The following is a 25338-nucleotide window of genomic DNA, read 5'->3' on the forward strand; positions in this document are numbered from 1 at the left end:
CGTCAGCGGTCGCGGTGGTCTTCGGGGTGCAGCCGCGGCCCCCGCCGCGGCTCGCTCACGCCGCTCGCGTAGAGCAGCCGGATGACCCGCTGGCGCTGCCCGGCCCAGGGCGCGAGAAGACGCAGCATCCCATCGTCGTCCACTCGCTCGCCGGTCAGCGCGTAGCCGACCTCGTGCGCCAGGTGGAAGTCGCCGACGCTCACGGCGTCGGGGTCGCCGAGCGCCCGGATGCGGGTCTCGGCCGAGGTCCACGGGCCGATGCCGGCCTGGCTGACGAGGACGCGGTCGACGGCCTCGCCGTCGTCGGCGGCGAGGACCGCACGCACGAGCGACTCGCCGCGGCGGGCGGCGCGGACGACCGTCTTCGACTGCGGCGGCTCGAGTCCGGCGCGGTGCCAGGCCCACGAGGGCACGGTGCGCCAGCCCTCGATCGTCGGGGGCGCGAACATCGGGCGCGGGGTCGGCCCAGGTGCGCGCTCGCCGCACCACGTGACGATGCGACGCCACGCCGCGAAGGCCTGCATGCCGGTGACCTTCTGCTCGAAGATCGCGCAGGCGAGGGCGTCGAAGACGAGGCCGGTGCGCGCGATCCGCAGGCCGGGGTTGCGCCGGTGGGCTTCGGCGATGAGCGGATGCCGCGACCCGTCGAACGGCGACGGGTCATCGGCGGCGCCGCACAGGTCGGGCAGCTGGGCGAGCGCCCACTGGCGTCCGGGGCCCCAAGCCGCACCGCGGATCACGCCCGGGTGGGTCTCTCGGATGGCGATCGTCGCGACGCCCTCGGGCGTGCGGCTCGCACGCCAGATCACGGAGCCCGACACCGTCATGGTGGGGTCGTTCGCGCCGCGGCGCAGGAACAGCAGCGTGCGCCGCAGATCGAGCGGATGCCGCGGCCGGTACTCCGTCTCGATCGGCCGGCCGGAATCGGGCCGAGGGTCGCGCACGGCCGCGCCGGAGCGGCGGGTCGGCGCGACGAAGGTCATGCCTCGACGATACGCCTCGCCCTCCGACATCCGCCTCTCAGAAGCGGTCGGGCGAAGGCGTGCCGTGGCCGTAGCGGATGGCGACGTCGGCGTGGCGGTCGAAGCGGTAGCCGACACCGCGCACGGTGCGCACGATGTCCTCATAACGGCCCAGCTTGGCGCGCAGGCGCCGCACGTGGACGTCGATCGTGCGCTCACCGGGAGCCTCGTCCTCGGTCGCGCCCTGCCACAGCGAGGTGACGAGCTCGGTGCGCTCGATCGTGCGGCCCTCGCGGAGCACGAGGTACTGCAGCAGCTCGAACTCCTTGAAGGTGAAGGCGGCCGACTCCCCGTCGATGAGGACGCGCTTGCGCGAGATGTCGACGACGACGCCGCCGGCGGCGCGGTCCTCGTCCTCCGGCTCCTCGTTCTTCGTTCGGGCGATCGCCGACGGCTCGTGCAGAGCGAGGCGCACCACGTCGACGTCGCGGCCGCCGGAGCCGACCGGGGCCAGCGCCACGGTGGCGTACGTCTCGGCGTCGGGGGCGAGCTCGCCGAGCGTGCGGCGCAGCGCCTCGACCAGCACGCCGAGGCTCACGCCGGATGCGGCGGCCTTGGCCTCGTCGATGCCGACGTACAGCGCGAAGCCGCGGGGAGCGGTGCCCGGCGGCAGGTGGCGCGCAGGCTGCGCGGGCGCAGCCGGGGCGGCCGGAGCGGTGGCGGGCGCCGACGTGTCGACGGTCGGGACCGGACGCGTGACGGCGCGGAGGTGGCGGACAGGGGCGCTGGGCGCGCTCGGGGCGGCGGTGGGGCGCTCGAGAAGGGCGGTGTTCGACATGATGATGGTCCTTGCGGAAGGGAACCCGGGCCGGGAGGCGGCGCGAACGGGTTCGGATGTGCTGATGCCCGGGGAGGGCGATGCCCGGTGCGGGCTGCCCGTCGTCGGGCGATGTGCGAGGCATCCGGGTGCGCGTGATCGACGCACGAATCCGGTGCTTCGGGGGACTCGCTCGGCCGTTGTTTCAGAAGCGGCGTGCGAATCCGGCGGGGGTCACCGTGCTAGTGGCACATTCGACAACACATGGCAACGCGGCCGGCCATCATCATGCCGGCAGCTCCGTTCGCCTCCCAGGCGGACAGTGAGCGTGCGTTGTCAGTCATGTGGCCGATTATGACGGAGTGCGTCCCCATGCGTCAAATCGCACGGATGAGGCATTCCGATCATGACGAAATGTGACACATTGCTCAATCGGCAGCCCGCCGGGCACCGCCTCGCGCATCGGGGTCTTCTGCGCTCACCGGCGGGCACTTATGTTGTTCAATTCCACAAATGCCTTGCACCGTCGGGCGAAGTGTGCGTAACATGCCTGTCGAAGCGTTTCCGCGAAGCGCTTCGAGCTTCAACTTCCGACAGACGACGAGGTCGAGCGTGGCGAACATCAACGAGGTGGCAGAGGCCGCCGGTGTGTCGATCAGCACGGTCTCGTACGCGCTGAGCGGCAAGCGCCCCGTGGCCTCCGACACCCGGCGCCGCATCGAGGAGGCGGTCCGCGAGCTCGGCTACAGCCCGAACGCCGGCGCCCGGATGCTCGCCGGATCGCGCACGCAGATCTTCGCGCTCACCGAGCCGCTGCGGAAGGACACCCACGCCCCGACGCACATGTCGTTCGTGCTGGCCACGGCCGTCGCCGCCCGCCGGCACGATTACGACGTGCTGCTCCTCACCGACGAGCAGGCCCAGGCCGGCATGAGCCGGGTCGCCGCCAACGGCCTCGTCGACGCGATCCTCGTGCTGGACGTGGCACCCGACGACGCCCGCGTCGCGCTCGCCCGCCAGATCTCGACGCCGACCGTCTTCATCGGCATCCCCGACGACAACGAGGGGCTGGTCTGCGTCGACCTCGACTTCGAGGCGGCGGCCGCGGAGGCCGTCGATCTGCTCGCCGATGCGGGACACTGCTCGGTGGGCCTGGTCGGCCAGACCGAGACCGCCTACGTCAAGTCGAACTTCCCGCCCCGCGTCCGCGCGAGTGTCCTCGCCCGCGGAGCGGAGCGGGGGATCGACGTCGCGTACGGCACCACCGGCAGGAAGCACGCCGATCGCGCCTCCGCCCGGCGCACCGCCGGTCAGCTGCTCGACGGCGGCGCGACAGCGCTGATCCTCCACTGCGCCGACGAGGCGCACGCGGCGGTGCTCGCCGAGCTCGACTCCCGCGGACTGCGGGTGCCCGAGGATGTCTCGGTGATCTCCGTCGGCGCCTCATTCGACCTCAGCACGCTGACGGTGCCGGTCGACTCCATCCCGCTCGTGCCCGAGGAGTCGTGCGACCTCGCCGTCGATCTTGCGCTCGAGATGCTCGGGCCCGATCGTCCCGAGCCGGGCCTGCGGCTCATCCCGCCCGTCTACGAGGCCCGCGGCACGATCGCCGCACCCCCGGCCCCCTCGCCGTCGGGAGCCGCGGCGGACTGAGGCCGCGGCATCCGATCGTCGCTTCGTGTCCGAAATCGAAGCGCTTCGACACAACTGAATCCCACCTCGACCGACGAAGGTCACCAAGAAAGGAGTGCCACTGATGGCACGAATTACTCGCAAGAACGCCCGGCGCGGCCTCGCCGCCGTCGGCGCCGTCACGGTCGGCGCGATCGCCCTCGCCGGCTGCGCAGGCGGATCGTCCGACTCGGGCGACGGCGACACCCTCAAGCTGTGGCACTACGAGGGCGAGGACAGCGCCATGGCCAAGGCCTGGAACGAGGCCATCGACATCTTCGAGGAGGAGACGGGCGCCACCGTCGAGTTCGAGCAGAAGTCGTTCGAGCAGATCCAGAAGACGGCCAGCCAGGTGCTCGACTCGGATGCCGCGCCCGACCTCATGGAGTTCAACAAGGGCAACGCCACCGCCGGCTTCCTCGCGTCGACGGGCCTGATCTCCGACATCTCGGACGCCGTCGACGAGTACGGCTGGGCCGACAAGCTCGCGCCGTCGCTGCAGACGACCGCCAAGTACTCCGAAGACGGCGTCATGGGCGGCGACACCTGGTACGGCATCCCGAACTACGGTGAGTTCGTCGGCGTGTACTACAACAACGACGCGTTCGCCGAGGCGGGCCTCGAGATCCCGACGACGTACGACGAGTTCGTCGACGTGCTCGACGCGTTCGTCGCGAAGGGCGTCACGCCGCTGGCCGAGGCCGGCGCCGAGTACCCGCTCGGACAGCTCTGGTACCAGCTCGCGCTGACCCAGGGCGACCGCCAGTTCGTCAACGACTACCAGCTGTACGAGAACCCCGTCGACTGGCAGGGTCCGGAGCTGACCTACGCGACCGAGACGCTGGCCGAGTACGTCGACAAGGGCTACGTCGCCTCCGACGTCTCGTCGGTCAAGGCCGAGGACGCCGGTGTCTCGTTCATCAACGGCACCGCGCCGATCTTCGTCTCGGGTTCGTGGTGGTTCGGCCGCTTCGTCGAGGAGGCCGGCTTCGACTGGACGCTGCAGGCGTTCCCCGACACGCAGCTGTCGCTGGGCTCGTCGGGCAACCTCTGGGTCGTGCCGGAGAACGCGGCGAACAAGGAGCTCGCGTATGAGTTCATCGACATCACGATGCGCCCGGAGATCCAGGCGATCATCGGCAACAACGGCGGCGTGCCCGTGGCCGCCGACCCGGCCGACATCACCGACCCGAAGAGCCAGGAGCTCATCGCCGCGTTCAACGGCGTGCTCGACGTCGACGGCCTCTCGTTCTACCCGGACTGGCCCGCAGCAGGCTTCTACGACGTCATCGTCCAGCAGCTCCAGGGCCTCGTGACCGGCACCCAGGACGCCGCGACGACCAACGAGAACCTCGGCGCCGAGTACGAAGCAGGGACAGCGGACTTCCGCTGACCCGTCCGCGGTGGGCGGCGGCAGCGCCGCCCACCGCCCCAGAGGAGTCGCATCATGACTGTCATCACGCGCGCCGAGCGCGGCGCCCCCACGAGGATCCCCGGCGAGGAGCCCTCGATCCCGCAGCGCGGCGGCGGAACCGCCGGGTACTGGCTCTACCTCCTGCCCGGGTTCGTCCTGCTGCTCGTCGTCATCGTCATCCCACTGCTCTTCAACGTCTATCTGACGTTCACGAAGTGGCGCGGCGTCCGCACGCCCGAGTTCATCGGACTCGACAACTGGATGAAGATCTTCACGGACGAGAAGTTCTGGACCTCGTTCGCGAACTCGATCTGGATGGTCATCGCGATGGTCGTCGTTCCGACGGTCGTCGGCCTCATCGTCGCGGCACTCCTGTTCGACGTCGTCGGGCGCAAGTTCGGCGGCAAGGTGGGCAGCTTCCTGCGCGCCAGCTACTACCTTCCGCAGATCCTTCCGATCGCCGTCGCCGGCATCGTGATCGGCTGGCTGTTCCGCCCGGGCGACACCGGTGCCATGAACCAGATCCTGAGCGTGTTCGGCATCCCGGCCTTCGACTGGCTCGGCCAGATGCCGTCGGCGCTCCTCGTCCTCATGGTCGTGCTCGTGTGGGTGCAGATCGGATACCCGATCGTGGTCTTCATGGCCGCGCTGCAGCGCGTCGACCCCGAGCTCTACGAAGCCGCCGAGCTCGACGGCGCCAACTGGTTCCAGCGATTCGGCGCCATCACGCTCAGCATCATCCGTCCGGAGGTCTTCGTCGTCACGCTCACGTGCACGATCGCCGCGCTGAAGGTGTTCGGGCCGGTCTACGTCATCACCCAGGGCGGGCCGGCCGGAGCGACCCTGGTGCCCGCGTACTACGCCTACACCGAGTTCTTCACGAAGCGGAACATCGGCTACGGCGCGACCATCGCGACGGTTCTCACGATCCTCGTCGTCATCGTCTCGGTCATCTTCATCCGGGTGCAGAACTCGCTGGAGCGCAAGGAAAGGGCGGGACTCTGATGGCCGCGACGACCGCAATCATCACCGGCGGCAAGCCCGCCCGCGTCCGCTCCCGCGGCGGCATGACCAAGAAGCGCGCGCTCGACTGGGTGCTGCTCGCAGGCGTCATCCTCGGCGCGCTCGTCGTGCTGGTGCCGTTCTACCTGATCCTCGTGAACGCCTTCAAGTCGCCGGTCGACTACGCGACCTCGGGCCCGTTCGCCCTGCCGCAGGCGATCGATCTCTCCGGCATCCAGGCGTTCTGGGAGCGGGTCAATTTCCCCGAGAAGGTCTGGAACTCGATCTTCATCTCGGGGGTCGTGGCGGTGCTCGCCGTGCTGATCTCGGTGCTCAACGCCTTCGCGATCGGCATCGGGCGGGTCCGCGGACGCACGTGGATCGTGCTCCTCTTCCTCCTGGCGAACCTGCTGCCGCAGGAGGCGCTGCTCTACCCGCTGTACTACATGTTCAAGTCGGTGGGGCTGTACGACAGCGTGTGGTCGGTGATCATCGTCTTCACGGTGGTCCAAGCGGCGTTCGGCACGTATCTGCTGGCCTCCGTGTACGGCACGTTCCCCAAGGAAGTCCTCGAGGCCGCCTCGCTCGACGGCGCGACGCGCTGGCAGATCCTGTGGCGGGTCGTGTTCCCCATCAGCCGCCCGACGCTGTCGGTGCTGCTCATCTTCTTCTTCATCTGGACCTGGAACGAGTTCCTGATCCCGCTGACGTTCCTGCCCTCGAACGCCAACCAGACGGTTCCGGTCGCGATCAGCGTGCTGACCGGCGATCGCCTCATGGATGTCACCACCACGGCGGGAGCGGCGCTCATCAGCATCATCCCGACCATCATCTTCTTCCTCATCTTCCAGCGCACCCTCACCCGGGGCATCACGGCAGGAGCAGTCAAGTAATGAAGTTCACCGACGGGTTCTGGCAGCTCCGGCCCGGAGTCGAGGCGCTGTACGCCCAGGAGGCGTACGACGTCTGGGAGGCCGACCGCACGCCGGACGGCCCCGGCCTCGTGGTCACCGCGCCGACGTCCGTGATCGCCAAGCGCGGCGACACCCTCAACCGCCCGGTGCTCACCGTGACGCTCTCGTCGCCCCTCGAGGGCGTCGTGCGGGTGCGGATCGCCCACCACGAGGGCGGCCGGTGGCACGGCGGGTTCCCGCTGCCCGGCGCCGTCGACGGCGGCGCGGGCGAGGCATCCGTCACCTCCGACGGCGGCACGCTCCGCACCGGCGGTCTCACCGCACGCGTGGCCGCCGGTGCGCCGTGGTCGCTGTCCTTCGAGCACGACGGCCGGGTGCTGACCTCGAGCGGCCACAAGTCGCAGGGCTACGTGCGACTGGCTCCCGGAGCGCAGGTCGACCGGGGGATCGTCGACAACGCCCGCACGGGGGCGCCGGCACCCGTCGAGCGCGTCTTCGTGCACGAGCAGCTCGACCTGGGCGTGGGCGAGCACGTCTACGGCCTCGGCGAGCGGTTCGGCCCCGTGGTCAAGAACGGCCAGAGCGTCGAGATCTGGAACGCCGACGGCGGCACCTCGAGCGAGCAGGCCTACAAGAGCGTGCCGTTCTACCTCTCCGATCGCGGCTACGGGGTGCTCGTCAACGACCCGGGCCACGTGTCGTTCGAGATCGGCTCGGAAGCCGTCGAGCGCGTGCAGTTCTCCGTGCCCGGCGAGGTGCTCGAGTACTTCGTGATCGACGGCCCGACCCCGAAGGACGTGCTGACCCGCTACACCGCGCTCACCGGCCGTCCGCCGGTCGTGCCGGCGTGGTCGTACGGACTGTGGCTGTCGACGTCGTTCACCACCGATTACGACGAGGCGACCGTGACGTCGTTCATCGACGAGATGGCAGCGCGCGAGCTGCCCGTGTCGGTGTTCCACTTCGACTGCTTCTGGATGCGCGAGTTCAACTGGTGCGACTTCGAGTGGGACCCGCGCACCTTCCCGGATCCCGATGGCATGCTCGCGCGGCTGCACGAGAAGGACCTGCGCGTCTGCGTGTGGCTCAACCCCTACATCGGGCAGCGCTCGCCGCTGTTCGCCGAGGCCGCTGAGCGGGGGTTCCTCGTGAAGCGGGCCGACGGCTCGGTCTGGCAGTGGGACCTGTGGCAGGCCGGCATGGGGCTCGTCGACTTCACGAACCCCGAGGCCACCGCGTGGTATCAGTCGCATCTTCGGCGGCTGGTCGACCAGGGCGTGGACTGCTTCAAGACCGACTTCGGCGAGCGGATCCCCGTCGACGTCGAGTGGGCGGACGGCTCCGACCCGCAGCGGATGCACAACCTCTACACGCAGCTCTACAACGAGGCCGTCCACGCGGTGCTCGTCGAGGCGCGGGGCGAGAGCGACGCCGTGCTCTTCGCGCGGTCGGCGACGGCCGGCGGCCAGACGATGCCGGTGCACTGGGGCGGCGACTCGACGTCGACGTTCGTGTCGATGGCCGAGACGCTGCGCGGCGGGCTGTCGCTCGCGTACAGCGGGTTCGCCCACTGGAGTCACGACATCGGGGGCTTCGAAGGCACACCGGATGCCGCGGTCTACAAGCGCTGGACCGCGTTCGGCCTGCTCGGCAGCCACAGCCGTTTCCACGGCTCCGGCTCGTACCGCGTGCCGTGGGCCTTCGACGAGGAGGCCGTCGAGGTCACCCGGCGCTTCACGCACCTCAAGATGCGCCTCATGCCCTACCTCTTCCAGGTGGGAGTGGATGCCGCGGCCACCGGTCTGCCGCTGCTTCGGCCGATGCTCCTGGAGTTCCCCGACGACCCGGCCGTTCGTCACCTCGACCGGCAGTACATGCTGGGCGGCGACATCCTGGTCGCGCCGGTCTTCTCGGAGGGCGGCGAGGTCGAGTTCTACCTCCCGGCAGGGGAGTGGACGAGCCTGCTCACCGGCGAGACGGTGACGGGCGGCGGATGGCGTCGCGAGACGCACGCCTTCGACAGCCTGCCGCTCTACGTCCGGCCGGGGGCTGTGCTCCCCTGGGGCGCGCGCACCGATCGTCCGGACTACGACTATCTCGACGGGCTGACGCTGCGCGTGTTCCCGGGCGGCTCGGGAACGCGCGACGTGACGGTGACGACCCCCGAGGGCCGGAGCGAGACGTTCACGGCAGACCTCACGGAGGTGACACGATGACAGCTATGAATCGGTCGTTGAGCGAGCGCAGCGAGACGGAACGCACCCACGGCAGCCCCGACTATCGCGACACCGGTCTCGTCTTTCCGCCCGGATTCACCTTCGGGTCGGCGACGGCGTCGTACCAGGTGGAGGGTGCCTTCGACGAGGACGGCCGCGGCCCCTCGATCTGGGACACTTTCAGCAAGACGCCCGGCAGGGTCTGGAACGGCGACACCGGCGACGTGGCGTGCGACCACTACCACCGCGTCGACTCCGACCTCGACCTCATGAAGGACCTGGGGCTCGGGGCGTACCGCTTCTCGATCGCCTGGCCGCGCATCATGCCGACCGGCACGGGCGAGGTCAACCAGGCGGGAATCGACTTCTACTCCCGGCTGGTCGACGGACTGCTCGGTCGCGGCATCCGTCCGGTGGCGACGCTGTACCACTGGGACCTTCCGCAGGCGCTGGAGGATGCCGGCGGCTGGCCGGTGCGCGCGACGGCGGACGCGTTCGAGCGCTACGCCGAGGTCATGGGCGCGGCCCTGGGCGACCGCGTTCACACCTGGACGACCCTCAACGAGCCGTGGTGCTCGGCCTACCTCGGCTACGGGCAGGGCGGACACGCCCCCGGGCGCCATGAGCCGGCCGCCGCACTCGCGGCGGTGCACCACCTCAACCTGGCGCACGGCCGCGCCGTCCAGGCGCTGCGCGCGACGTCGGCGGGCGACCCGGACTACTCGGTCACGCTCAACTTCCACGTGCTGCGCGGGGTCGGCGACGGCGCAGCCGAGGCGATGCGGCGCATCGACGGGCTCGCGAACCGCGTCTTCACGCACCCGCTGCTGAAGGGCGAGTACCCGTCCGACGTGCTCGAGGACACGGCATCCGTCACCGACTGGTCGTTCGTGCGCGATGGCGACCTCACGGCGATCCACCAGCCGATCGACGTGCTGGGCGTCAACTACTACTCCACGGCGACCGTGCAGCTCTGGGACGGCGTCTCGCCGAAGCAGATGAACGACGGCCACAAGGGGGCCGCCGGCGGCACCGCATGGCCGGGCAGCGACCAGCTCGTCGAGTTCGTCGACCAGCCCGGGCCGTACACCGAGATGGGCTGGAACATCGCCCCCGAAGGCCTGGAGGAGCTTCTCCTCGCGCTGAAGGCGGAGTTCCCCGGCCAGCCGCTGATGGTGACCGAGAACGGCGCGGCGTTCGCCGACGTCGTCGCCGAAGACGGGACCGTGCCCGACCCCGAGCGGCTCGACTATCTGCGCCGCCACTTCACCGCGGCCCACCGCGCGATGGAGCAGGGCGTCGACCTGCGCGGATACTTCGTGTGGTCGCTGCTCGACAACTTCGAGTGGGGCTACGGCTACGCTAAGCGGTTCGGCATCGTGCGCGTCGACTTCGACACGCTCGAGCGGACCGTCAAGGACAGCGGGCGCTGGTACTCCGAGCTGGCCACGTCGGGTGTGCTTCCGCGTCCCGACGCGGGCGGGCGGGGTTAGCCTGTCGAGGTGACTGAGCTGCGCTTCACGCATGAATCGGATGCCTCGCGCTACACGCTGTATCGCGGGGACGACCTCGTCAGCGTCTTGGACTACCGCGACGACGGCCGCACCGTCGCCATGACGCGCGCGTACACGATCCCGACCTTCCGCGGCCACGGATATGCCGGCGAGCTGGTCGCCCGGGCCGTCGCAGAGCTGGAGCGATCGGGCGACCGGTCGGTCGTCCCGGTCTGCTGGTACGTGGCCGACTGGTTCGCCGCCCACCCCGGCCGCGGCGGCATCCTCGCCGGACAGCGCTCCGCCTAGCCGTTCGCGCCGCCGCGCGGTCCTATGCTGGCCGCGTGCGCATGGAAGAGGTCTTCACCGCGGTGGCCGTGGGGTTCGAGGCCGTGGGTGCCGCGGCGATGATCATCGGCTTCGTCATCGCCCTGGTGCTGGGGGGCCGCTCGCTCGCGCGTCATGAGGGGGGATCGGCGGCCTTCACGACGCTGCGCACGACCCTCGGCGCGGCGATCCTGCTCGGTCTCGAGGTGCTCGTCGCCGCCGACCTCATCCGGACCATCACGTCGAAGCCGTCCCTCGAGGATGCGGCGATCCTCGGGCTCATCGTCCTGATCCGCACGCTGCTGTCGATGTCCATCCAGATCGAGATCGAGGGGACGCTGCCGTGGCGCCGGGTGCTCACCCGCAGCGGTGGCCAGATGGTCGGCGACGCGGTGGCGCGTGATCGCGCGGCCACCCGTGCCGCGGCCGGCTCGGGCGGGGCCGCCGTCGAGAGCCGCTGACTCGGCTTGTCAACCCCCTGACGCCCCACGGGGCCTCCGCGCAGGGTGGAGTGTGACGAGAGGAGCGCCTCATGGATCGTGATCTGCCCGATGGCGTGATCAACGCCGACCCGCCCGGTGGGTGGGATGAGATCGGTGACACCGAAGCCCAGGAACGCAGCGCCGAATCGGCGGACGCCGAGATGCTGCTGACCGATGCTGCACTGCAGCCCGATGACCCGGTCGAGGGGGAGGCGGCCCGGCAGGGCGCCGACCCCGATCTCGGAGTGTCCGACCAGCGAGGCGAGGAGGAGCCGTGAGCACCACGGGGAACGAGTTCGAGCAGCCCGGTGTCAACTACCCCGACCGAGGCGACGGCGGGGGCGCGACCGCCACTCCCGATGCCGAGGAGCCGACACGCGACGGACCGGTTCAGGACCAGGAGCCTGCGGCCCCCGCGGCGGCAGAGCCCAGCCACGAGGCCGTGGGGATCGGCGTGATGGATTCCGGTGACGGACAAGACCACCACGGCCAGGACGAAGGGCGCGACACCCTGACCGTCGGCGAGGCGCAGCGCGAGCGGGGCGGCCTCGGATCGGAGCAGGAGCAGCGCCTCCCCGCGATGTCGCAGAACGATGCCGGGGCCATCGACAAGGTGTCGGGCATCGTCGCGCAGACGCGCGCAGACGTCGGGACCGAGCCGGTGAGCCGGATCGCCGAGGTGCTGCAGCAGCGCCTCGAGCAGGCCGGCGTCGATCTGCCCGAGGCCGATGTCGACGAGCTGGCCAACCAGATCGCGACGGGAGACGCCGCGGCCCCCGACGAGGCCTGACCGCCCGGCCAGTCCTGACGCCGAACTCGGCGTGACGACCCGATGCCCGCCCTCTCACGGGGGCGGGCATCGAGGCGTCAGGCGACCGCGCAGACGGTCGGGCAGGAATCGGCGACCGAGGCGCGGGCGCCGATCGGCCGGGCCCACGCGCCCTTCGAACGGGCGGGTGCGGCGGTTGCCGGGGCGGCGGACGGGGCGACGAGCGCGGCGACCGGAGCGGCCTCCTGCGCCTCGCGGCGGGCCCGGATCGAACCCAGCAGGGCGAGTTCGCGATCGCGCATCTGGGACTCGTGGCGGTACTGCTGTTCGGCGGCGGTGACGAGCGAGAGCATTGTTTCCTCCGTTGCTTCCGATGACTCGAACGTACGCCGGGGGTACGACATTGCCGGGTGCTGCGGAGGTGGCAGGATTCCGCCGCGATGCGGCAGTCCGTCACCGCTCGGCGACGAACGCCGTGATCAGTGCGGCGGCGGGCGCGGCATCCCGGATCATGGTCTCGTGACCGCGCCCGGGGACGTGCGCGAGCCGCGCATCCGGCATCGCGCCGACGATGCGTTCGCACCAGTCGCGCGGCGCGACGAGGTCGTTCTCGCCCCGCAGCACGAGCGTGGGGGCCGTGACCGCGGCCAGCACGTCCTCCGGCCGGTGCACGAGCATGGCGCGGAACTTCGTGCCCGTGTTCGGTCCGGCGCGCACATACTCGCGGGCGCCGAGCGCGATGACCTTGGGGCTCTCGACGGCGATGTCCCGCAGCAGCCGGCCGAGCTGCCTCGGCGCCGTGCGGGCCGCGGGGTCGACGGTCGGTCCGACGAGCACGAGCGTGGAGACGGTGGACGGATGCCGCGCCGCGACCTCGAGCGCGATCTGCGCTCCCATCGAGTGGCCGATCACGACGGCCGGTCCGTCGACGTGTCGTCGGAGGTAGGCCGCCACGAGATCCGCCGTGCGCTCCATCGTGAGGACGCGGCGCGGCTCGGGCGCCTCGCCGTAGCCGGGCAGGTCGAGGGCGATGACCTCGGCGCGGTCGTCGAGATGGGCGACCAGGTCGGCGAAGACGCTTCGGCCCATGCCGATGCCGTGGATGAGCACGTAGACGGGGTCGCCCGCGCCCCGGCGCTCCACCACGAGGGTCGCGCCGGCGAAGGAGAACTCGCGCGCCGGACTCACCTATGAAGCGTATGCGACCCGATCACGCGTCTCCGGCCTGATCGCGCAGACCGACCCGGTCGGGGATGTCGAACTGAACCCGCCGCAGCCACTCCGGGTCGGGCCAGGGGCGCGATGCGGGTAGCGCCCGCAGCCGGGCCCGCAGCGCCGAGGCGGACGCCTCGACCGGCAGCACGCGCGACGGCGCGCGATGGGCGAGCGCACCGAGCCACCAGTGCCGCCAGGTTCCCTCGATCGACTGCGGCTCGACCACGACGTAGTAGTCGGGCATGACCGCCTCACCGAGGGCGAAGAGGTCGAGGAAGGTCTCGACCTCGATCTCGAGGGTGCCCAGGGTCGCCCGCTCCTCGTACAGCTCGACCCAGGCCGCCGCGACGTGCTCGAGCGGGTCGGCGTCGTGCACGACGTAGGGGCAGTCGGCCGAGGTGACGGCCCACGCCGCCTCGGCGGGGTCGGTTTCTCGGAGCGACAGGGCGCGCACGGCCGGCACATCCGAGAGACCGCTCAGCAGCGGCTCGCTGTCTCCGCCCACGAGCGCGACGACCGTGGATCGCGGGGCGGGTTCCGTTGAGGGCGCCATATTCCACGATACGTCGGAGCGTCGACGTGCGGGGCGACGACACCGCGGGGTGGCGGCATCCGCTCAGTTCGCCTCCAGCACCACCGTCGACAGGTCCACCCCGAAGGTGAACCGCGCGTCGACGCTGCCGCCGCGCAGCACGCCCGGCAGCCACCGCGCGGTGTCGGCGCGCATCCGCCCGTAGGGGACGTCGGCGAGGGCGAACCACCGCGGTGCGATCGCCTCGCTCGGGACCGGCAAGCCGGTGAAACGGCGGCATACGAAGACCGTCGCCCGCTCCGAGAGGGCCCGGCGCGTGGGGAAGTGCCGCTCGACCACGCCCGCTTCGCGGAGATCGGATGCCTCGACCCCGACCCCCGCCTCCTCCAGGACGCCCCGCACCGCCGCACCGTGGGCGGCCTCGCCGCGGCGGACCGCGTTCCCGAGGCCGGTGAGGCGTCCGCGTCCGGCGCCGGTGCGCCGGTCGCCGAGGAGCACCTCCAGGCCGTCCGTGCCGGTGCGCATCAGGAAGACGACGCACACCTCGGGCAAGGCCATGCGAGCAGGCTACGCCCTGGAGCCGGGGCATCCGCTCGGCCTCGCCCGGCCTGTCTCGGCCGGTATGTCGGCGGGCGAACGTACGGTGAGACCATGCGGATCCTGCACACCTCGGACTGGCACATCGGGCGGTCGTTCCACGGCCACGCCACGCTCGATGCGCTCCGCGGCGTGCTCGGCGCACTCGTCGGCCAGGTGCGCGCGCACGAGGTCGACGTGGTGATCGTCGCCGGCGACGTGTTCGACTCCGCCGCGCCCGCCGCCGCGTGCTACGGCGTGCTCACCGACGCGCTGGCCGCGCTCTCCGACACCGGCGCGACGGTGGTCGTCACCAGCGGCAACCACGACTCGGCGGCACGCCTCGGGTTCCAGTCCGCGCTGCTGCGGCCGGGCATCCACGTCATCACCGATCCGCTGTCCACCGGCACGCCGGTCACCGTCGACGACGCGCACGGACCGGTTCACTTCTACGGCATCCCCTTCCTCGAGCCGGCGCTCGTGCGCCACCTGTGGCCCGACGCCGAGATCCGCTCGCAGCGGCTCGCGATCGAACACGCGATGGGGCTGGTCCGTGCCGACGCAGGACAGCGCGGAGGGCGCTCGGTGGCGATCGCGCACTGCTTCGCTGCGGGCGTCGATGCCACGCCCGGCGTCGAGCGCGAGATCCGCCAGGGCAGCCTCGACGTCGTCCCGCTCGCCGCACTCGACGGCCCCGACTACGTCGCTCTGGGCCACATCCACGGCCGGCAGCGGCTGTCGGAGCGCGTGCGCTATGCGGGTGCGCCGCTGCACTACAGCTTCGGCGAGGCTGACAAGCCCCGCGGCTCGTGGCTGGTCGAGCTCGACGCCGAGGGCTTGGCGTCCGCGGTGTGGCTCGACCTCCCGGTGCCGCGCCGGCTCGTGACGATCCGCGGCCCGCTCGACGAGCTCCTCGGCGACGAGCGCTTCGCCGACGCCGCCGACGCCTGGGTCTGCGCGCAGTACACCGATGCCACGCCCCAGTCCGACCCCATGCGCCGCCTGCAGGCGCGATTCCCCCACTGCGCCACGGTGATGCACACGCCCGAGGGCGTGCGGGGCGACGACGGACTCAGCTACTCGCATCGGGTGCGCCAGGCCCGCACCGACGCCGAGCTCGTCGACGCCTTCCTCGTGCACGTGCGCGAGGGCGAAGGCGCGTCCGAGCGCGAGGCCGAGGTCATCCGCGACGTCATCGATGAGCGCACGCTCGCCGAGGCCCGCGCGTGAGGCTGCACCGGCTCGAGGTCACCGGGTTCGGGCCGTTCCGCGAGCGCCAGCTGGTCGACTTCGACGCCTTCGCCGACGACGGCATCTTCCTCATCGCCGGCCGTACGGGGGCCGGGAAGTCGAGCGTGCTCGACGCCGTCACCTTCGGGCTGTACGGCGGCGTGCCGCGCTACGACGGATCCGAGAAGCGGCTGCGCAGCGACCACTGCGCGCCCGAAGACCCGACCAGCGTGACCGTCGAGTTCAGCGCCGGAAGCCGCCGCTGGCGGGTGACGCGCTCGCCGGAGTACGAGCGTCCGAAGCAGCGCGGCACCGGCATGACCACCGAGCCGCACCGCGCCCAGCTCGACGAAGAAGTGGGCGGCGAGTGGATCGGCCGCGCCGCGCGCCCCGTCGACGTGGCCCGCGAGCTCGACGACATCCTGGGGCTCAGTCAGCAGCAGTTCCTCCAGGTGATCCTTCTGGCGCAGAACCGCTTCGCCGAGTTCCTGCTGGCCAAGAACGACGACAGGCAGCGGCTGCTGCGCCGGCTGTTCGGCACGCGCACGTACGAGGCGTACCAGCTCGCCCTGGAACAGCGGAGGAAGGATGCCGAGCGCGAGCTCGCCGCGGCAGGCGACGGCGTCGAGCTCCTCCTCAGCGAGGCCGAGCGGCTCCTGGCTGCCGAAGAACTCGAAGGCACGGCTCCCGCCGAGACGAGCGCGCCGGCCGATCGGCTCGCTGCGGCCGACGTGGGAGTCCAGCGCGCGCAGTACCGCGTCGAAACGCTCGCGCGCGAGCGCGCCGACGCCGACGCGGCGCACCGCGCCGCTGAGGCGGCGCACGCGGCCGCGAAGGCGCTGCGCGACAAGCAGGAGCAGCGGGCGCGGTCGCGGGCTGCGCTCGCCGCGCTCGAGGCGGCCGAGCCGGCCATCGCCGCCGACCGTGCGTCCCTGCGACGCGCCCTCGCGGCCGAAGCGCTGCGGGCGCCGATCGAGGCCGCCGCGACGGCGGTCCAGGCAGCCGCCGACGCCGAGGCGCGCGTGGAGCGCGCGCGTGCCGAGTGGAGCGGCTCCGGTGCAGCCGACGCTGCCGCGGCGGACGAGTCGCTCGCGGCGCTCACGGCGCTCGTCGAGCAGCTGACCGGTGACCTCGCCGTGTGGGCGGCCGCCGAGGCCCGCGAACGCGAACTCGCCGCGCTGACCGCCGAGCTCGCCGCGGGTGCGGCCCGCGCGTCGGAGTACGACGAGATCCTCGGCCGCCTCGACGAGGCGCGCGCAGCATTCCCGGCACGCCTGGCGACGATCGACGACGACCTCAGCGCGGCTCAGGGCGCGGCAGGCAGCCTGGAGGCGGCTACCGCGCACCGCGACGCGCTCGCGGTCCGGCTGACCGCCGCCCACGACGCCGTGCGGCTGGGCGACGCCGCGCGCGACGCCGACGCCGCGTACCTCCGGGCGAGCGCCGAGCTCGACGACGCGCGTTCAGCCGTCACCGCCCTCCTGCAGCGACGCCTCGCGGGCCGTGCGGGGGAGCTCGCCGCCGGTCTCGCCGACGGCGAGCCGTGCGCCGTGTGCGGAGCGACCGAGCATCCGACACCCGCCCCGATCACCGAGGCGCCGGTCTCCGACGACGAGATCACCGCCGCAGAGCAGGCCCGCGATGTGGCCGCCGAAGCGGAGAAGCTCGTCGCCGCGCGCGCGAAGGAGGCGCGCGCCGCCTTCGCGGCCGCGGTCGCCCGAGCGGGGGGCGCCGACGTCGACAAGCTGACTCCCGAGCTCGCGACCGCGGAGGCGTCTGTCGTCGCAGCGACCGAGGCCGTCGCGCGTCGTGAGCGGCTGACGGCCGAGCGCGCCCAGCTCGCGGTGGCCGAAACCGAGGCCCGTGCCGAGCGCGAGTCCCTGGCCGCCGAGCTCGGCACTCTGCGTGAACGCCTCGCCGGGCTGACGGCCGACGCTTCTTCGGCTCGCCGCGCCGTCGACGACGCACGCGGTGAGTTCGACAGCGTCGCGGCGCGCATCGCCGACGCCACTGCCCGACGCGCCCTCGCGACCGCCCTCCTCGATGCGCTGACGTCCGCCGACGCGGCTCGCGCGACGGCCCGCACCACGGAGGCCGACAGGGATGCGCGGGTCGCGGCATCCGACTTCGCCGACGCCGCCGACGCGACCGCGGCGCTGCGCGCTGCCGATGTGCGCGCGGCGCTGGAGGAGCGCATCCGCGAGCACGAGGTCTCGCTGCGGACCGAGCGTGACCGCCTGCGCGACCTGGAACTCGAGCTCGCCGGGACGCCCGAGGAGCCGGCCGACGTCGCCGCCGCGGCACGCGCCCGCGACGCCGCCCGCGACCAGTGGAGCGCGGCCGTCGACCGAGCGGCGCACGCCTCGCAGACGGCGGAGCGGCTCACCGACCTCGTCGTCCGTGCGACGGCGGCCCACGACGCCATCGCCGGCCTCGCCGACGACTACGCCGTCATCGCACGGCTCGCCCACACCGTGGCCGGACGCGGGCCCAACACGCACCGCATGACGCTCGAATCGTTCGTGCTCGCGGCCGAGCTGGAGGAGATCGTCGAGGCGGCCAACCTGCGCCTGGCCGACATGTCGTCGGGCAGGTACCGCCTGCAGCACAGCGACGCCCTCGCGGCGCGGGGCGCGTCGTCGGGGCTCGGCCTCGCGATCATGGACGCCCACACCGGCATCGCCCGGCCGGCGCAGTCCCTGTCGGGCGGCGAGACCTTCCTGGCGTCTCTCGCCCTCGCCCTCGGGCTCGCGGAGGTGGTCACGGCACGGGCCGGCGGCGTCCGGCTCGACACCCTGTTCATCGACGAGGGCTTCGGCTCGCTCGACGACGAGACCCTCGAGCTGGCGATGCGCACGCTCGACGAGCTTCGCCAGGGCGGCCGCACGGTCGGGCTCATCAGCCACGTCTCCGCGATGAAGGAGCAGCTCCCCGCGCAGCTCGCCGTCGAGGCCACGGTGCAGGGGCCGAGCGTGATCCGCCAGGAGGCGCGACAGCTCGTCTGAGCCGCCCATTGTCCCCGCCGATACACGGGTGTATGGTTCGCGCAGGATCGCTCCTGGGGATGCGATCGTGCCCGACTCGCCGGCTCCGTCCGGTCGCGGCTGCGCGCCGCGCACGCTTCATTCCACGACGCCGTACGGAGTACCTCCACATGCGCACCTCTACCCGGGCGCGCCGCGCCCTCGCCACGCTCGCCGCTTCGGCGGTCATCGTCACCGGCAGCCTCTTCACCGCCACCACCGCCTACGCGGCCCCCTTGCCGCCCGACAACGTCCGGGTCGTCGCCGCCCTGGGCGACTCCATCACCCAGGCCTCGATGACCTGCAGCAGTCTCATCAACTGCCCGGCCAACTCATGGGCGACGGGGTCCAGCGCCTCGGTGGGCTCGCATCTCCTCCGCCTGAGAGCGACGGCGGCGCCCGACAACGCGGTCGGCTACAACAACGCGGTCGCGGGGGCCGCGTCGGGCGCGCTCAACGCACAGGTCGCGAAGGCGGTCGCGCAGGGGGCCCAGTACGTGACGATCGAGATCGGCGCGAACGACGCCTGCACGAAGACCGTCGGTGCGATGACCCCGACGGCCACGTTCAAGACCAACGTGCAGACCGCCCTCGCCACGCTGTCGAAGAGCGCCGCCGCTCCACAGGTCTTCGTGGCCGGCATCCCGAACCTGCAGCGGATGTACGAGCTCAACAGGTCCAGCATCAGCGCCCGGCTCGCATGGGCCCTGCTCGGGACCTGCAAGTCGATGCTGGCGAACCCGTCCAGCACGAAGGCCGCCGACGTCCAGCGCCGCGCGGCCGTGCAGCAGAGGGTCGACGAGTACAACCAGGCACTCGTCGAAGCATGCTCGGCGTACGCGTGGTGCCGGCACGACGGCGGGACGGTCGCCGGCTACGCGTTCACGCGGGCGGACATCTCCACGCGCGACTACTTCCACCCGTCGCTGTCGGGTCAGGCGACGCTGGCGTCGCTCACGTGGGCCAAGACGCAGTGGGTGTCATGACGGGCTGACGCAGAAGGGCGGGCCGGTTCTGTGAACCGGCCCGCCCTCCTCGTTTCGTCGATTACTCGACGAGGTGCTGCTTCGCGGCCTCGTGGATGGTCGTGATGAAGCGCGTCGCCTGCTCCTCATCGAACATTCCATCGCTGCCCTGCACGATCCCGGTGATCGCGGCCTCGACGCCCGCGTCGCCCATCACCAGGACGCTCTGCCCGACGGACACCAGCATCTCGTCGGTGTAGAACTGGGCCGTGATCTCCTCGCTGATGCTGGGGTCGATCTCCTGCATGATCGCGACGATCTCCGGCCGGACCGCCGCGAGGTACGCGGCTTCGTCGTAGGTGCCGGATGCCTCGCCCTCCGAGCCCTCTTCGGCGCCCTCTTCGGCCGGCGCCGACTCCGAGACGCTCGGCGCCGGATCGAGCGCGTCGCCGGAGTTCGACCCGACGGCCGCCAGGCCGATCCAGAGGAAGGCGAGCGTCACGGCGCCGATCCAGGCGATGCCGCCAAGGACCGAAACCGCGATCGCGCCGATCCCGAGCCCCTTGCCGCCCTGCTTCTTGCTGGCGAGCGTGATGATGCCGAGGACGAGCGCGACGAGCAGGAGGAGTCCGCCCAGCAGCGCGAGGACCAGCGAGACCCACGCCAGCGGAAGGTAGGCCGCGCCCACGAGTACGGCACCGCCGATCGCGAGACCGAGGGAGACCCAGCCGAGCGTGCGGGGACGGCCGGAGAGATCTGCAGGTGCGGCGACGGCGGTCGCGTACGCGGGCTGGCCGTAGGCCGGCTGGCCGTACGCGGCGGGGTCGCTCGGCTGCCCGTATCCGGGCTGTGCCGGCTGCCCGTACCCCGGCTGGGCGGGCTGCCCGTAGGCCGGCGGGTACGCAGCCGTCGGCTGGTCGTCGGGGTACGCGGCGGTCGGGTACTCGTCGGCGGGCGGGTAAGCCTCGGTGGACTGTGCGTCAGCCGGCGCGTAAGCCTCGGTAGGCTGCGCGTCGCTCGGCGGTGCGTCGGCCGGCGGCGCAGGCGTCGTGCCCTCGGGGGTGGTGTCGGGGACCGGCGGAGTCGAGCCGTCGGACGGCGGAGGCGTGGGGTCGCTCATGATTTCCTTGCTGCGGAAGCGGACGCGCGGAAGCCAGGACGAACCCCGCGGGCCCTCCAGACTATCTAGGCTGTCAGGGTGAACAAGAGCACCGTCTGGACCGTACTCGGAGTGATCGCCGCGATCGTCATCGCCTGGGTGCTGGTCGATGTGCTGTTCTCACTGCTGTGGTTCATCGGGAAGCTCGTCATCGTCGCGGTCGTCGCGGTCGTCGTCTTCTTCGTGCTGCGCGGGATGTTCTCGCGCAGGGAGTGACGGTCAGACGCCGTATTCGTCGCGGATCGTGTCGCGCAGCTGGTGGCTGCAGGCCGTCACGGTGGCACGCCAGTCGGTGATCGCGTCGTCCTGCGCGCGGTCGGAGACCGCCTTGAGCACCCGGATCGGCACGCCGAACTGCTCGGCCACCCACGCGTAGGCGTACGTCTCCATGTCGACCAGGCCGGCGCCCAGCGGACGGATGACCGACACCGCCTCGGCGTCGTCCACGAAGTGGTCGCCGGTCGCGATGGTCACGCCCTCGCGGCCGAGCTCCACCCGGGTGGGCAGCGACACGTGCTGGCCCACGATGCCGTCGATGTCGGTGACGTCGTGCTGGATCGCCGCGTCGATCTCGTAGACGGCCGCGTCGAGGCGGGCATCGATGGCGCCGGCGGTCCCGACCACGACGATCTCGTCGTACGAGCGGGCGTCGAGGGCGCGGGTCAGCGCGTAGGCGGCCTGCAGCTTGCCCGGACCGGTCACGAGCCGGTCGAAGCCGGGGAGATCGAGGGGGAACGCGACGAGTTCGGCCTCGAGGGCCGCGACGAGGAGCTTCACCCCTCCATTGTCGTCGCCCGCGCCTGAACATCCGCCCGTCGCGCGCGGAACCGGCAGCGCTCGGATGACTCACCCCGGGCGCAGCGCCATCGGACCGAGCACGATTCCGCGCAGCTCCCGATGCCAGCGCGCGCGGGTGACGCGGAACTCCGCATGGGTGGTGAAGCGGTAGTGATAGGCGACGGCGCGCACCCACACCGGCCGTTCGCCGCGGAACGGATCGTCGGCGAGCAGGCGCAGGGTCGCGGCATCCGCTTCGAGGAATCGGATCAGGAGCACCGTGAACCAGTCGTCGAGCGAGCGGCCGAGTGGCAGGAACCACATGAGCCAGTCGAGCCGCAGGTGGTACGGAGCGAACTGCCGCGGCACGCGCCGCACGTCGCCCGGCTTGCCCTTGAACGAGTACTCGCGCCAGGTCGCGGCATCCGGGTCGTCGTCGCTCGTCCCCTCGATGACGATCTCGATGCGCTGCTTGGTGACCGTGCCGAAGGCGCCGTAGGCGTTCGCGAGCTGCCACCGGTTGAAGCTCGCGTTCATGAGCTGCCGGTGCGCGAAGAGGTTCCGCAGCGGCCACCAGCTCAGCACCGCGAAGAGCGCTCCGACGGCGCACGTGACGATGAGCCAGGGGAGCGGCAGACCGTCGACGGTCCACGGCGGGTCCTGCCGAGGAGGCGACCCGTCTGCGGACGGCAGCCCGATGGCAGAGAAGCCCAGGACGATCGTCATCCAGTTGAGCCAGGCGAAGTTGCCGGTCAGTACGAGCCACAGCTGGGTCGCGATGACGATCGCGCCGGCGACCGCCCCCACGATCGCTGGACCTGGTCCGGGCACCCACAGCCCGAGGATCGGCGCGAACAGGAACCAGGGCACGACGAGCTGGGCGAAGTGGTTGCCGATCACCTCCGCCTTGTGGAACCAGCGGGGGAGGAGGTGCGCCTGCCGGCTGAGGGGCCCGGGCATCGGCTGGGTCTCGTGGTGGTACGTGAGGGCGGTCAGGTCGCGCCACTCGCGGCCGCCGCGGATCTTGATCATCCCGGCCCCGAACTCGAGCCGGAACACGAGCCACCAGAAGAGCACGATCACCACGGTGGGCGGCGGGTCTGCTGCCGACCCCAGGAACGCGGCGAGGAAGCCGGCCTCGAGCAGCAGCATCTCCCAGCCGAAGCCGTAGAACGTCTGGCCGACGCTGACGATCGACATGTACCCCAGCCACAGCGCCAGGAAGCACGCCATCGGAGCCCACGGAGTGAACAGCTGCGGGATGCCGCACACCACCGCAGCCGCCACCACGATGCCCGCCCAGCACAGGGCCACCAGCCGGCGGTCGGAGTACGCCACATGCCGGAACAGGGTGGGATGCAGGAGGCGCCGCCCGCGCGCCGACGACCTCGCCCAGGCCAGCAGCTCGTTCGCCGGCAGCAGCCCGTGCTCGCCGAGCAGCGGACGGAACTGGTTCAGCGTCGAGACGAACGCGACGACGTACAGCGCGGCGATGCCCCGCTGGAGCACCTCCCGCGCGAACCCGAAGTCGACCGCTGCGAAGCCGTCCATGCCGTCACGTCCGGAACAGATCCTCGGGCGCCAGGCGGACGCCCTGGGTGTCGCGCAGCGCCTGCCGGGCCGCATACCACCCCGGCATGCCGGTCACGCCGGGGCCGGGAGGCGAGGCCGCCGATGCGAGGTAGACGCCCCGCATCGGCGTGCGCCAGGGCGTCGGCGAGACGGTCGGCCGGCGCACGGCCTGCGCGAAGGTGAAGGCTCCGCCGAGGATGTCGCCGCCGATGTCTGCCGGGTTGTATGCGGACCTCTCGGCCGCGGTCATGGCGCTCGTCGCGACGATGCGGTCGCGGAAGCCGGGGGCGAACCGCTCCACCTGACGCGTGACGAGGTCGGTCGCGTCGAGCGTCGAGTCCGCCGGCACGTGGATGTACGTCCACAGCACGTGCTTGCCTGCGGGTGCCCGGCTCGGATCGAGGACCGTCGGCTGCACGGTGAGCACGTACGGCCGGTCGGTGACCACGCCGAGGGCGACGGCGTTCTCGCTCGCCTCCACCTCGGCCCGGGTCCCGCCGAGGTGGACGGTCGGCGCCTGCGCGACGTCGGGATGCGCCCAGGGCACGGGTCCGTCGAGCGCGAAATCGACCTTGGCCGCCGCCGCGCCGTAGCGGTACCGGCTGATCGCACTCGCGTACCGCGCCGGGATGTCGGGGTGCGTGAGCGCGAGGCGCGGGCTGGTGTCGAGGAGCAGCAGGTCGCCCGCCGCGGGGTCGCCCCAGTCGAGGCCGTCGAGGGTCGTGACGTGCTGGTCGGTCTCGATCGTGCCGCCGTGCTCGCGGAGGTCGTCGGCGAGCACATCGGCGATGCGCTGCGCGCCGCCGCGAGGAAAGGCCCATCCGTCGGTCGCGTGCGCATGCGCGGCGAGGAACAGCCCCGATGCCGACGCCCCGACGCTCGGGAGCCGCGAGTTCGAGTGGGCGAGCACCCCCGCCAGGAGCGCGTTCGCCTCCTCGGTCGAGAATGTTCCGCGGCCGAGGCGTGAGCCGAGCTGAAGGGCTCGCAGTCCGTAGCGGACGGTGGTGATCGGATGCCGCGGCCAACGCAGCAGCTGCGATCCGGTGAAGTCGACCACGGCGTCGAGGTGCGAACTCAGCGGGCGGAGCGCCGCGAGCCACATCCGGCCGTCGCGGCCGAGTCCCTCGGCCGTGCGCTCGATGTCACGCCACGCGATCGCGGCGCGCCCGCCGTCGAGCGGCTGGGCGTACGACGCGTCGGGACGGATCCACTCGATGCGCTCGCCGAGTCCGAACGCGCGGAAGAACGGCGACGACAGGGCGGCGGGGTGCACCGCCGAGCACACGTCGTGCACGAACCCGGGAAGGGTCAGCTCGGCGCTGCGCACACCTCCGCCCACGGTGGCCGACGCCTCGAGCACCTGCACCTCGTAGCCCGCGCGGGCGAGCGCGACGGCGGCCGACAGCCCGTTCGGTCCGCTGCCGACCACGGTCGCGCGTCTGGCCATGGCACCATCCTGGCACCGCCCCCGACCTGTGGTGCACGGGGGTTGCGGATGCCGCGGACCGGGCGTAGCGCCGGGCCGCGGCATCCCTCGCGCGGCGCCTTCCTCGTTCCGGGAACCCGCGACATGATGAGAGAGCGGAGCGCCCGCGGGAAGAGGTGGACCATGGAATCGGTGCTTCTGGACACTCCGGCGGGGATCACGGCCCGGCTCGGGTGGGACCCCAAGCTGTCCGAGCATGACCGCAAGCGCGCGCTCGCGCGGGAGATCGTCGCGTCGCAGCTCGGCGTCGACCCGAAGGACGTGCGCATCGAGCGCGAGGCCCCGGCCACGTTCGGCTTCCATACCCAGCTCACCGCAGAGGTGCAGGGGCAGGAGGTGCCGCTGGGCATCCGCAACGCCAACTTCCGCGCGGCCACGGTGGTCGCCGTCGCCGACCCCGCGATCCCGCTGGGTCTCGACCTGCGCGACGCGCACCCCGATGAGCCGACGCTGCGCGAGATGAAGCGGCACTCGCACCTCTACGATGCGAGCGACGTCGACCAGCTCCTGCAGCACTGGACGCGCGTGCAGGCGGTGCGCGACGCCGACGGCCGCGGCGCGCGGGTGGCGGCCGATCACGTGCGGCTGGACAGCCCGCGCACCAAGGGCTGGATCCCCGACCGCCGCGTCTACTACCGGCTCGCCGACCTGTCGCGCGACAGCTGGATCATCACGCTCGCGTACGGCGCGGCGCCGGTCTGAGCGGACGATACGGGCGACGGATGCCGCGGCCGCG

Annotated in this window: 25 protein-coding genes; 15 read left to right on the forward strand and 10 right to left on the reverse strand. The window is 71.8% G+C overall.

All coding sequences use genetic code 11. The features are described 5' to 3' along the window. Nucleotides 1-2: 2 nt before the first annotated feature. Nucleotides 3-983 (reverse strand): DNA-3-methyladenine glycosylase family protein, encoded by a 981-nt coding sequence (locus tag JX005_RS00400; protein ID WP_246533379.1) that lies wholly within the window; start codon nt 981-983, stop codon nt 3-5. Nucleotides 984-1020: 37 nt separating this feature from the next. Then, nucleotides 1021-1800, reverse strand: coding sequence for a winged helix-turn-helix domain-containing protein (locus JX005_RS00405; protein ID WP_214465365.1), 780 nt, complete (start codon nt 1798-1800; stop codon nt 1021-1023). Between the two features lie 591 nt (nt 1801-2391). Here JX005_RS00405 and JX005_RS00410 point away from each other — a divergent pair. The 10 genes from JX005_RS00410 (at nt 2392) to JX005_RS15955 (ending at nt 12088) form a co-directional block, all read left to right on the forward strand. Further along, on the forward strand, nt 2392-3432 hold the full coding sequence (locus tag JX005_RS00410; RefSeq protein WP_214465366.1) for a LacI family DNA-binding transcriptional regulator: 1041 nt from the start codon (nt 2392-2394) through the stop codon (nt 3430-3432). A gap of 103 nt (nt 3433-3535) precedes the next feature. After that, the gene (locus JX005_RS00415) at nt 3536-4843 is read left to right on the forward strand and encodes an ABC transporter substrate-binding protein (protein WP_214465367.1); all 1308 of its coding nucleotides are present in this window, start codon (nt 3536-3538) and stop codon (nt 4841-4843) included. Nucleotides 4844-4897: 54 nt separating this feature from the next. Continuing rightward, complete coding sequence (locus JX005_RS00420; RefSeq protein ID WP_214465369.1) at nt 4898-5869, forward strand: carbohydrate ABC transporter permease; 972 nt, start codon at nt 4898-4900, stop codon at nt 5867-5869. After that, on the forward strand, nt 5869-6759 hold the full coding sequence (locus JX005_RS00425; RefSeq protein WP_214465371.1) for a carbohydrate ABC transporter permease: 891 nt from the start codon (nt 5869-5871) through the stop codon (nt 6757-6759). Before JX005_RS00420 ends, JX005_RS00425 begins: the two co-directional genes overlap by 1 nt. Further along, nucleotides 6759-8996 carry an alpha-xylosidase gene (gene yicI / locus JX005_RS00430; RefSeq protein WP_214465373.1) on the forward strand — a complete coding sequence of 746 codons (2238 nt, stop codon included), beginning with the start codon at nt 6759-6761 and terminating at the stop codon, nt 8994-8996. Before JX005_RS00425 ends, yicI begins: the two co-directional genes overlap by 1 nt. Before the next feature lie 5 nt (nt 8997-9001). Then, the gene (locus JX005_RS00435; RefSeq protein ID WP_214465375.1) at nt 9002-10489 is read left to right on the forward strand and encodes a glycoside hydrolase family 1 protein; all 1488 of its coding nucleotides are present in this window, start codon (nt 9002-9004) and stop codon (nt 10487-10489) included. Between the two features lie 9 nt (nt 10490-10498). Further along, complete coding sequence (locus JX005_RS00440) at nt 10499-10798, forward strand: GNAT family N-acetyltransferase (protein WP_214465377.1); 300 nt, start codon at nt 10499-10501, stop codon at nt 10796-10798. A 41-nt stretch (nt 10799-10839) separates the two neighbouring features. Further along, complete coding sequence (locus JX005_RS00445; protein WP_214466031.1) at nt 10840-11277, forward strand: DUF1622 domain-containing protein; 438 nt, start codon at nt 10840-10842, stop codon at nt 11275-11277. 71 nt (nt 11278-11348) lie between these two features. Then, nucleotides 11349-11576 (forward strand): hypothetical protein, encoded by a 228-nt coding sequence (locus JX005_RS00450; protein ID WP_214465378.1) that lies wholly within the window; start codon nt 11349-11351, stop codon nt 11574-11576. Next, nucleotides 11573-12088: a hypothetical protein gene (locus JX005_RS15955; RefSeq protein WP_246533381.1), complete on the forward strand. Its 516-nt coding sequence runs from the start codon at nt 11573-11575 to the stop codon at nt 12086-12088. Before JX005_RS00450 ends, JX005_RS15955 begins: the two co-directional genes overlap by 4 nt. 77 nt (nt 12089-12165) lie before the next feature. Here the strand turns inward: JX005_RS15955 and JX005_RS00460 are convergent, their stop codons facing one another. The 4 genes from JX005_RS00460 to JX005_RS00475 all read right to left on the reverse strand — a co-directional run bounded on the left by JX005_RS00460 (nt 12166) and on the right by JX005_RS00475 (nt 14372). Beyond that, on the reverse strand, nt 12166-12420 hold the full coding sequence (locus tag JX005_RS00460; RefSeq protein WP_214465379.1) for a hypothetical protein: 255 nt from the start codon (nt 12418-12420) through the stop codon (nt 12166-12168). Nucleotides 12421-12520: 100 nt separating this feature from the next. Continuing rightward, nucleotides 12521-13255: an alpha/beta fold hydrolase gene (locus JX005_RS00465; RefSeq protein ID WP_214465380.1), complete on the reverse strand. Its 735-nt coding sequence runs from the start codon at nt 13253-13255 to the stop codon at nt 12521-12523. A gap of 22 nt (nt 13256-13277) precedes the next feature. Then, entirely contained in the window at nt 13278-13835 is a 558-nt protein-coding gene (locus JX005_RS00470) for a hypothetical protein (RefSeq protein WP_214465381.1), read from the reverse strand. Between the two features lie 63 nt (nt 13836-13898). Further along, entirely contained in the window at nt 13899-14372 is a 474-nt protein-coding gene (locus tag JX005_RS00475; protein ID WP_214465382.1) for an NUDIX domain-containing protein, read from the reverse strand. Between the two features lie 93 nt (nt 14373-14465). Here JX005_RS00475 and JX005_RS00480 point away from each other — a divergent pair, with 93 nt between their 5' ends. From JX005_RS00480 to JX005_RS00490, 3 genes are all read left to right on the forward strand, one after another. Next, nucleotides 14466-15620, forward strand: coding sequence for an exonuclease SbcCD subunit D (locus JX005_RS00480; RefSeq protein WP_214465384.1), 1155 nt, complete (start codon nt 14466-14468; stop codon nt 15618-15620). After that, on the forward strand, nt 15617-18625 hold the full coding sequence (locus JX005_RS00485) for an AAA family ATPase (protein WP_214465386.1): 3009 nt from the start codon (nt 15617-15619) through the stop codon (nt 18623-18625). The genes JX005_RS00480 and JX005_RS00485 overlap by 4 nt, the downstream gene beginning before the upstream one ends. A 149-nt stretch (nt 18626-18774) precedes the next feature. Next, nucleotides 18775-19629, forward strand: a complete 855-nt coding sequence (locus tag JX005_RS00490) for an SGNH/GDSL hydrolase family protein (protein ID WP_214465388.1) — start codon at nt 18775-18777, stop codon at nt 19627-19629. 61 nt (nt 19630-19690) lie between these two features. Here JX005_RS00490 and JX005_RS00495 read toward each other — a convergent pair whose 3' ends face one another. Next, nucleotides 19691-20728: a hypothetical protein gene (locus JX005_RS00495; RefSeq protein WP_214465389.1), complete on the reverse strand. Its 1038-nt coding sequence runs from the start codon at nt 20726-20728 to the stop codon at nt 19691-19693. A gap of 78 nt (nt 20729-20806) precedes the next feature. On the opposite strand from JX005_RS00495, the gene JX005_RS00500 reads away from it, so the two are divergent. After that, nucleotides 20807-20983, forward strand: a complete 177-nt coding sequence (locus tag JX005_RS00500) for a hypothetical protein (protein ID WP_214465390.1) — start codon at nt 20807-20809, stop codon at nt 20981-20983. A 3-nt stretch (nt 20984-20986) separates the two neighbouring features. Here JX005_RS00500 and JX005_RS00505 read toward each other — a convergent pair whose 3' ends face one another. The 3 genes from JX005_RS00505 to JX005_RS00515 form a co-directional block, all read right to left on the reverse strand. Next, entirely contained in the window at nt 20987-21544 is a 558-nt protein-coding gene (locus JX005_RS00505) for a phosphorylase family protein (protein ID WP_214465393.1), read from the reverse strand. Between the two features lie 69 nt (nt 21545-21613). Beyond that, on the reverse strand, nt 21614-23095 hold the full coding sequence (locus JX005_RS00510) for a lipase maturation factor family protein (RefSeq protein WP_214465394.1): 1482 nt from the start codon (nt 23093-23095) through the stop codon (nt 21614-21616). A gap of 4 nt (nt 23096-23099) precedes the next feature. Further along, nucleotides 23100-24563, reverse strand: coding sequence for a phytoene desaturase family protein (locus tag JX005_RS00515; protein WP_214465396.1), 1464 nt, complete (start codon nt 24561-24563; stop codon nt 23100-23102). A gap of 162 nt (nt 24564-24725) precedes the next feature. Between JX005_RS00515 and JX005_RS00520 the strand changes: the two genes are divergently transcribed. Then, complete coding sequence (locus JX005_RS00520; RefSeq protein WP_214465398.1) at nt 24726-25304, forward strand: hypothetical protein; 579 nt, start codon at nt 24726-24728, stop codon at nt 25302-25304. Nucleotides 25305-25338 lie beyond the last annotated feature (34 nt).

This window comes from Microbacterium flavescens (genome assembly GCF_018588945.1).
Taxonomy (GTDB): domain Bacteria; phylum Actinomycetota; class Actinomycetes; order Actinomycetales; family Microbacteriaceae; genus Microbacterium; species Microbacterium flavescens.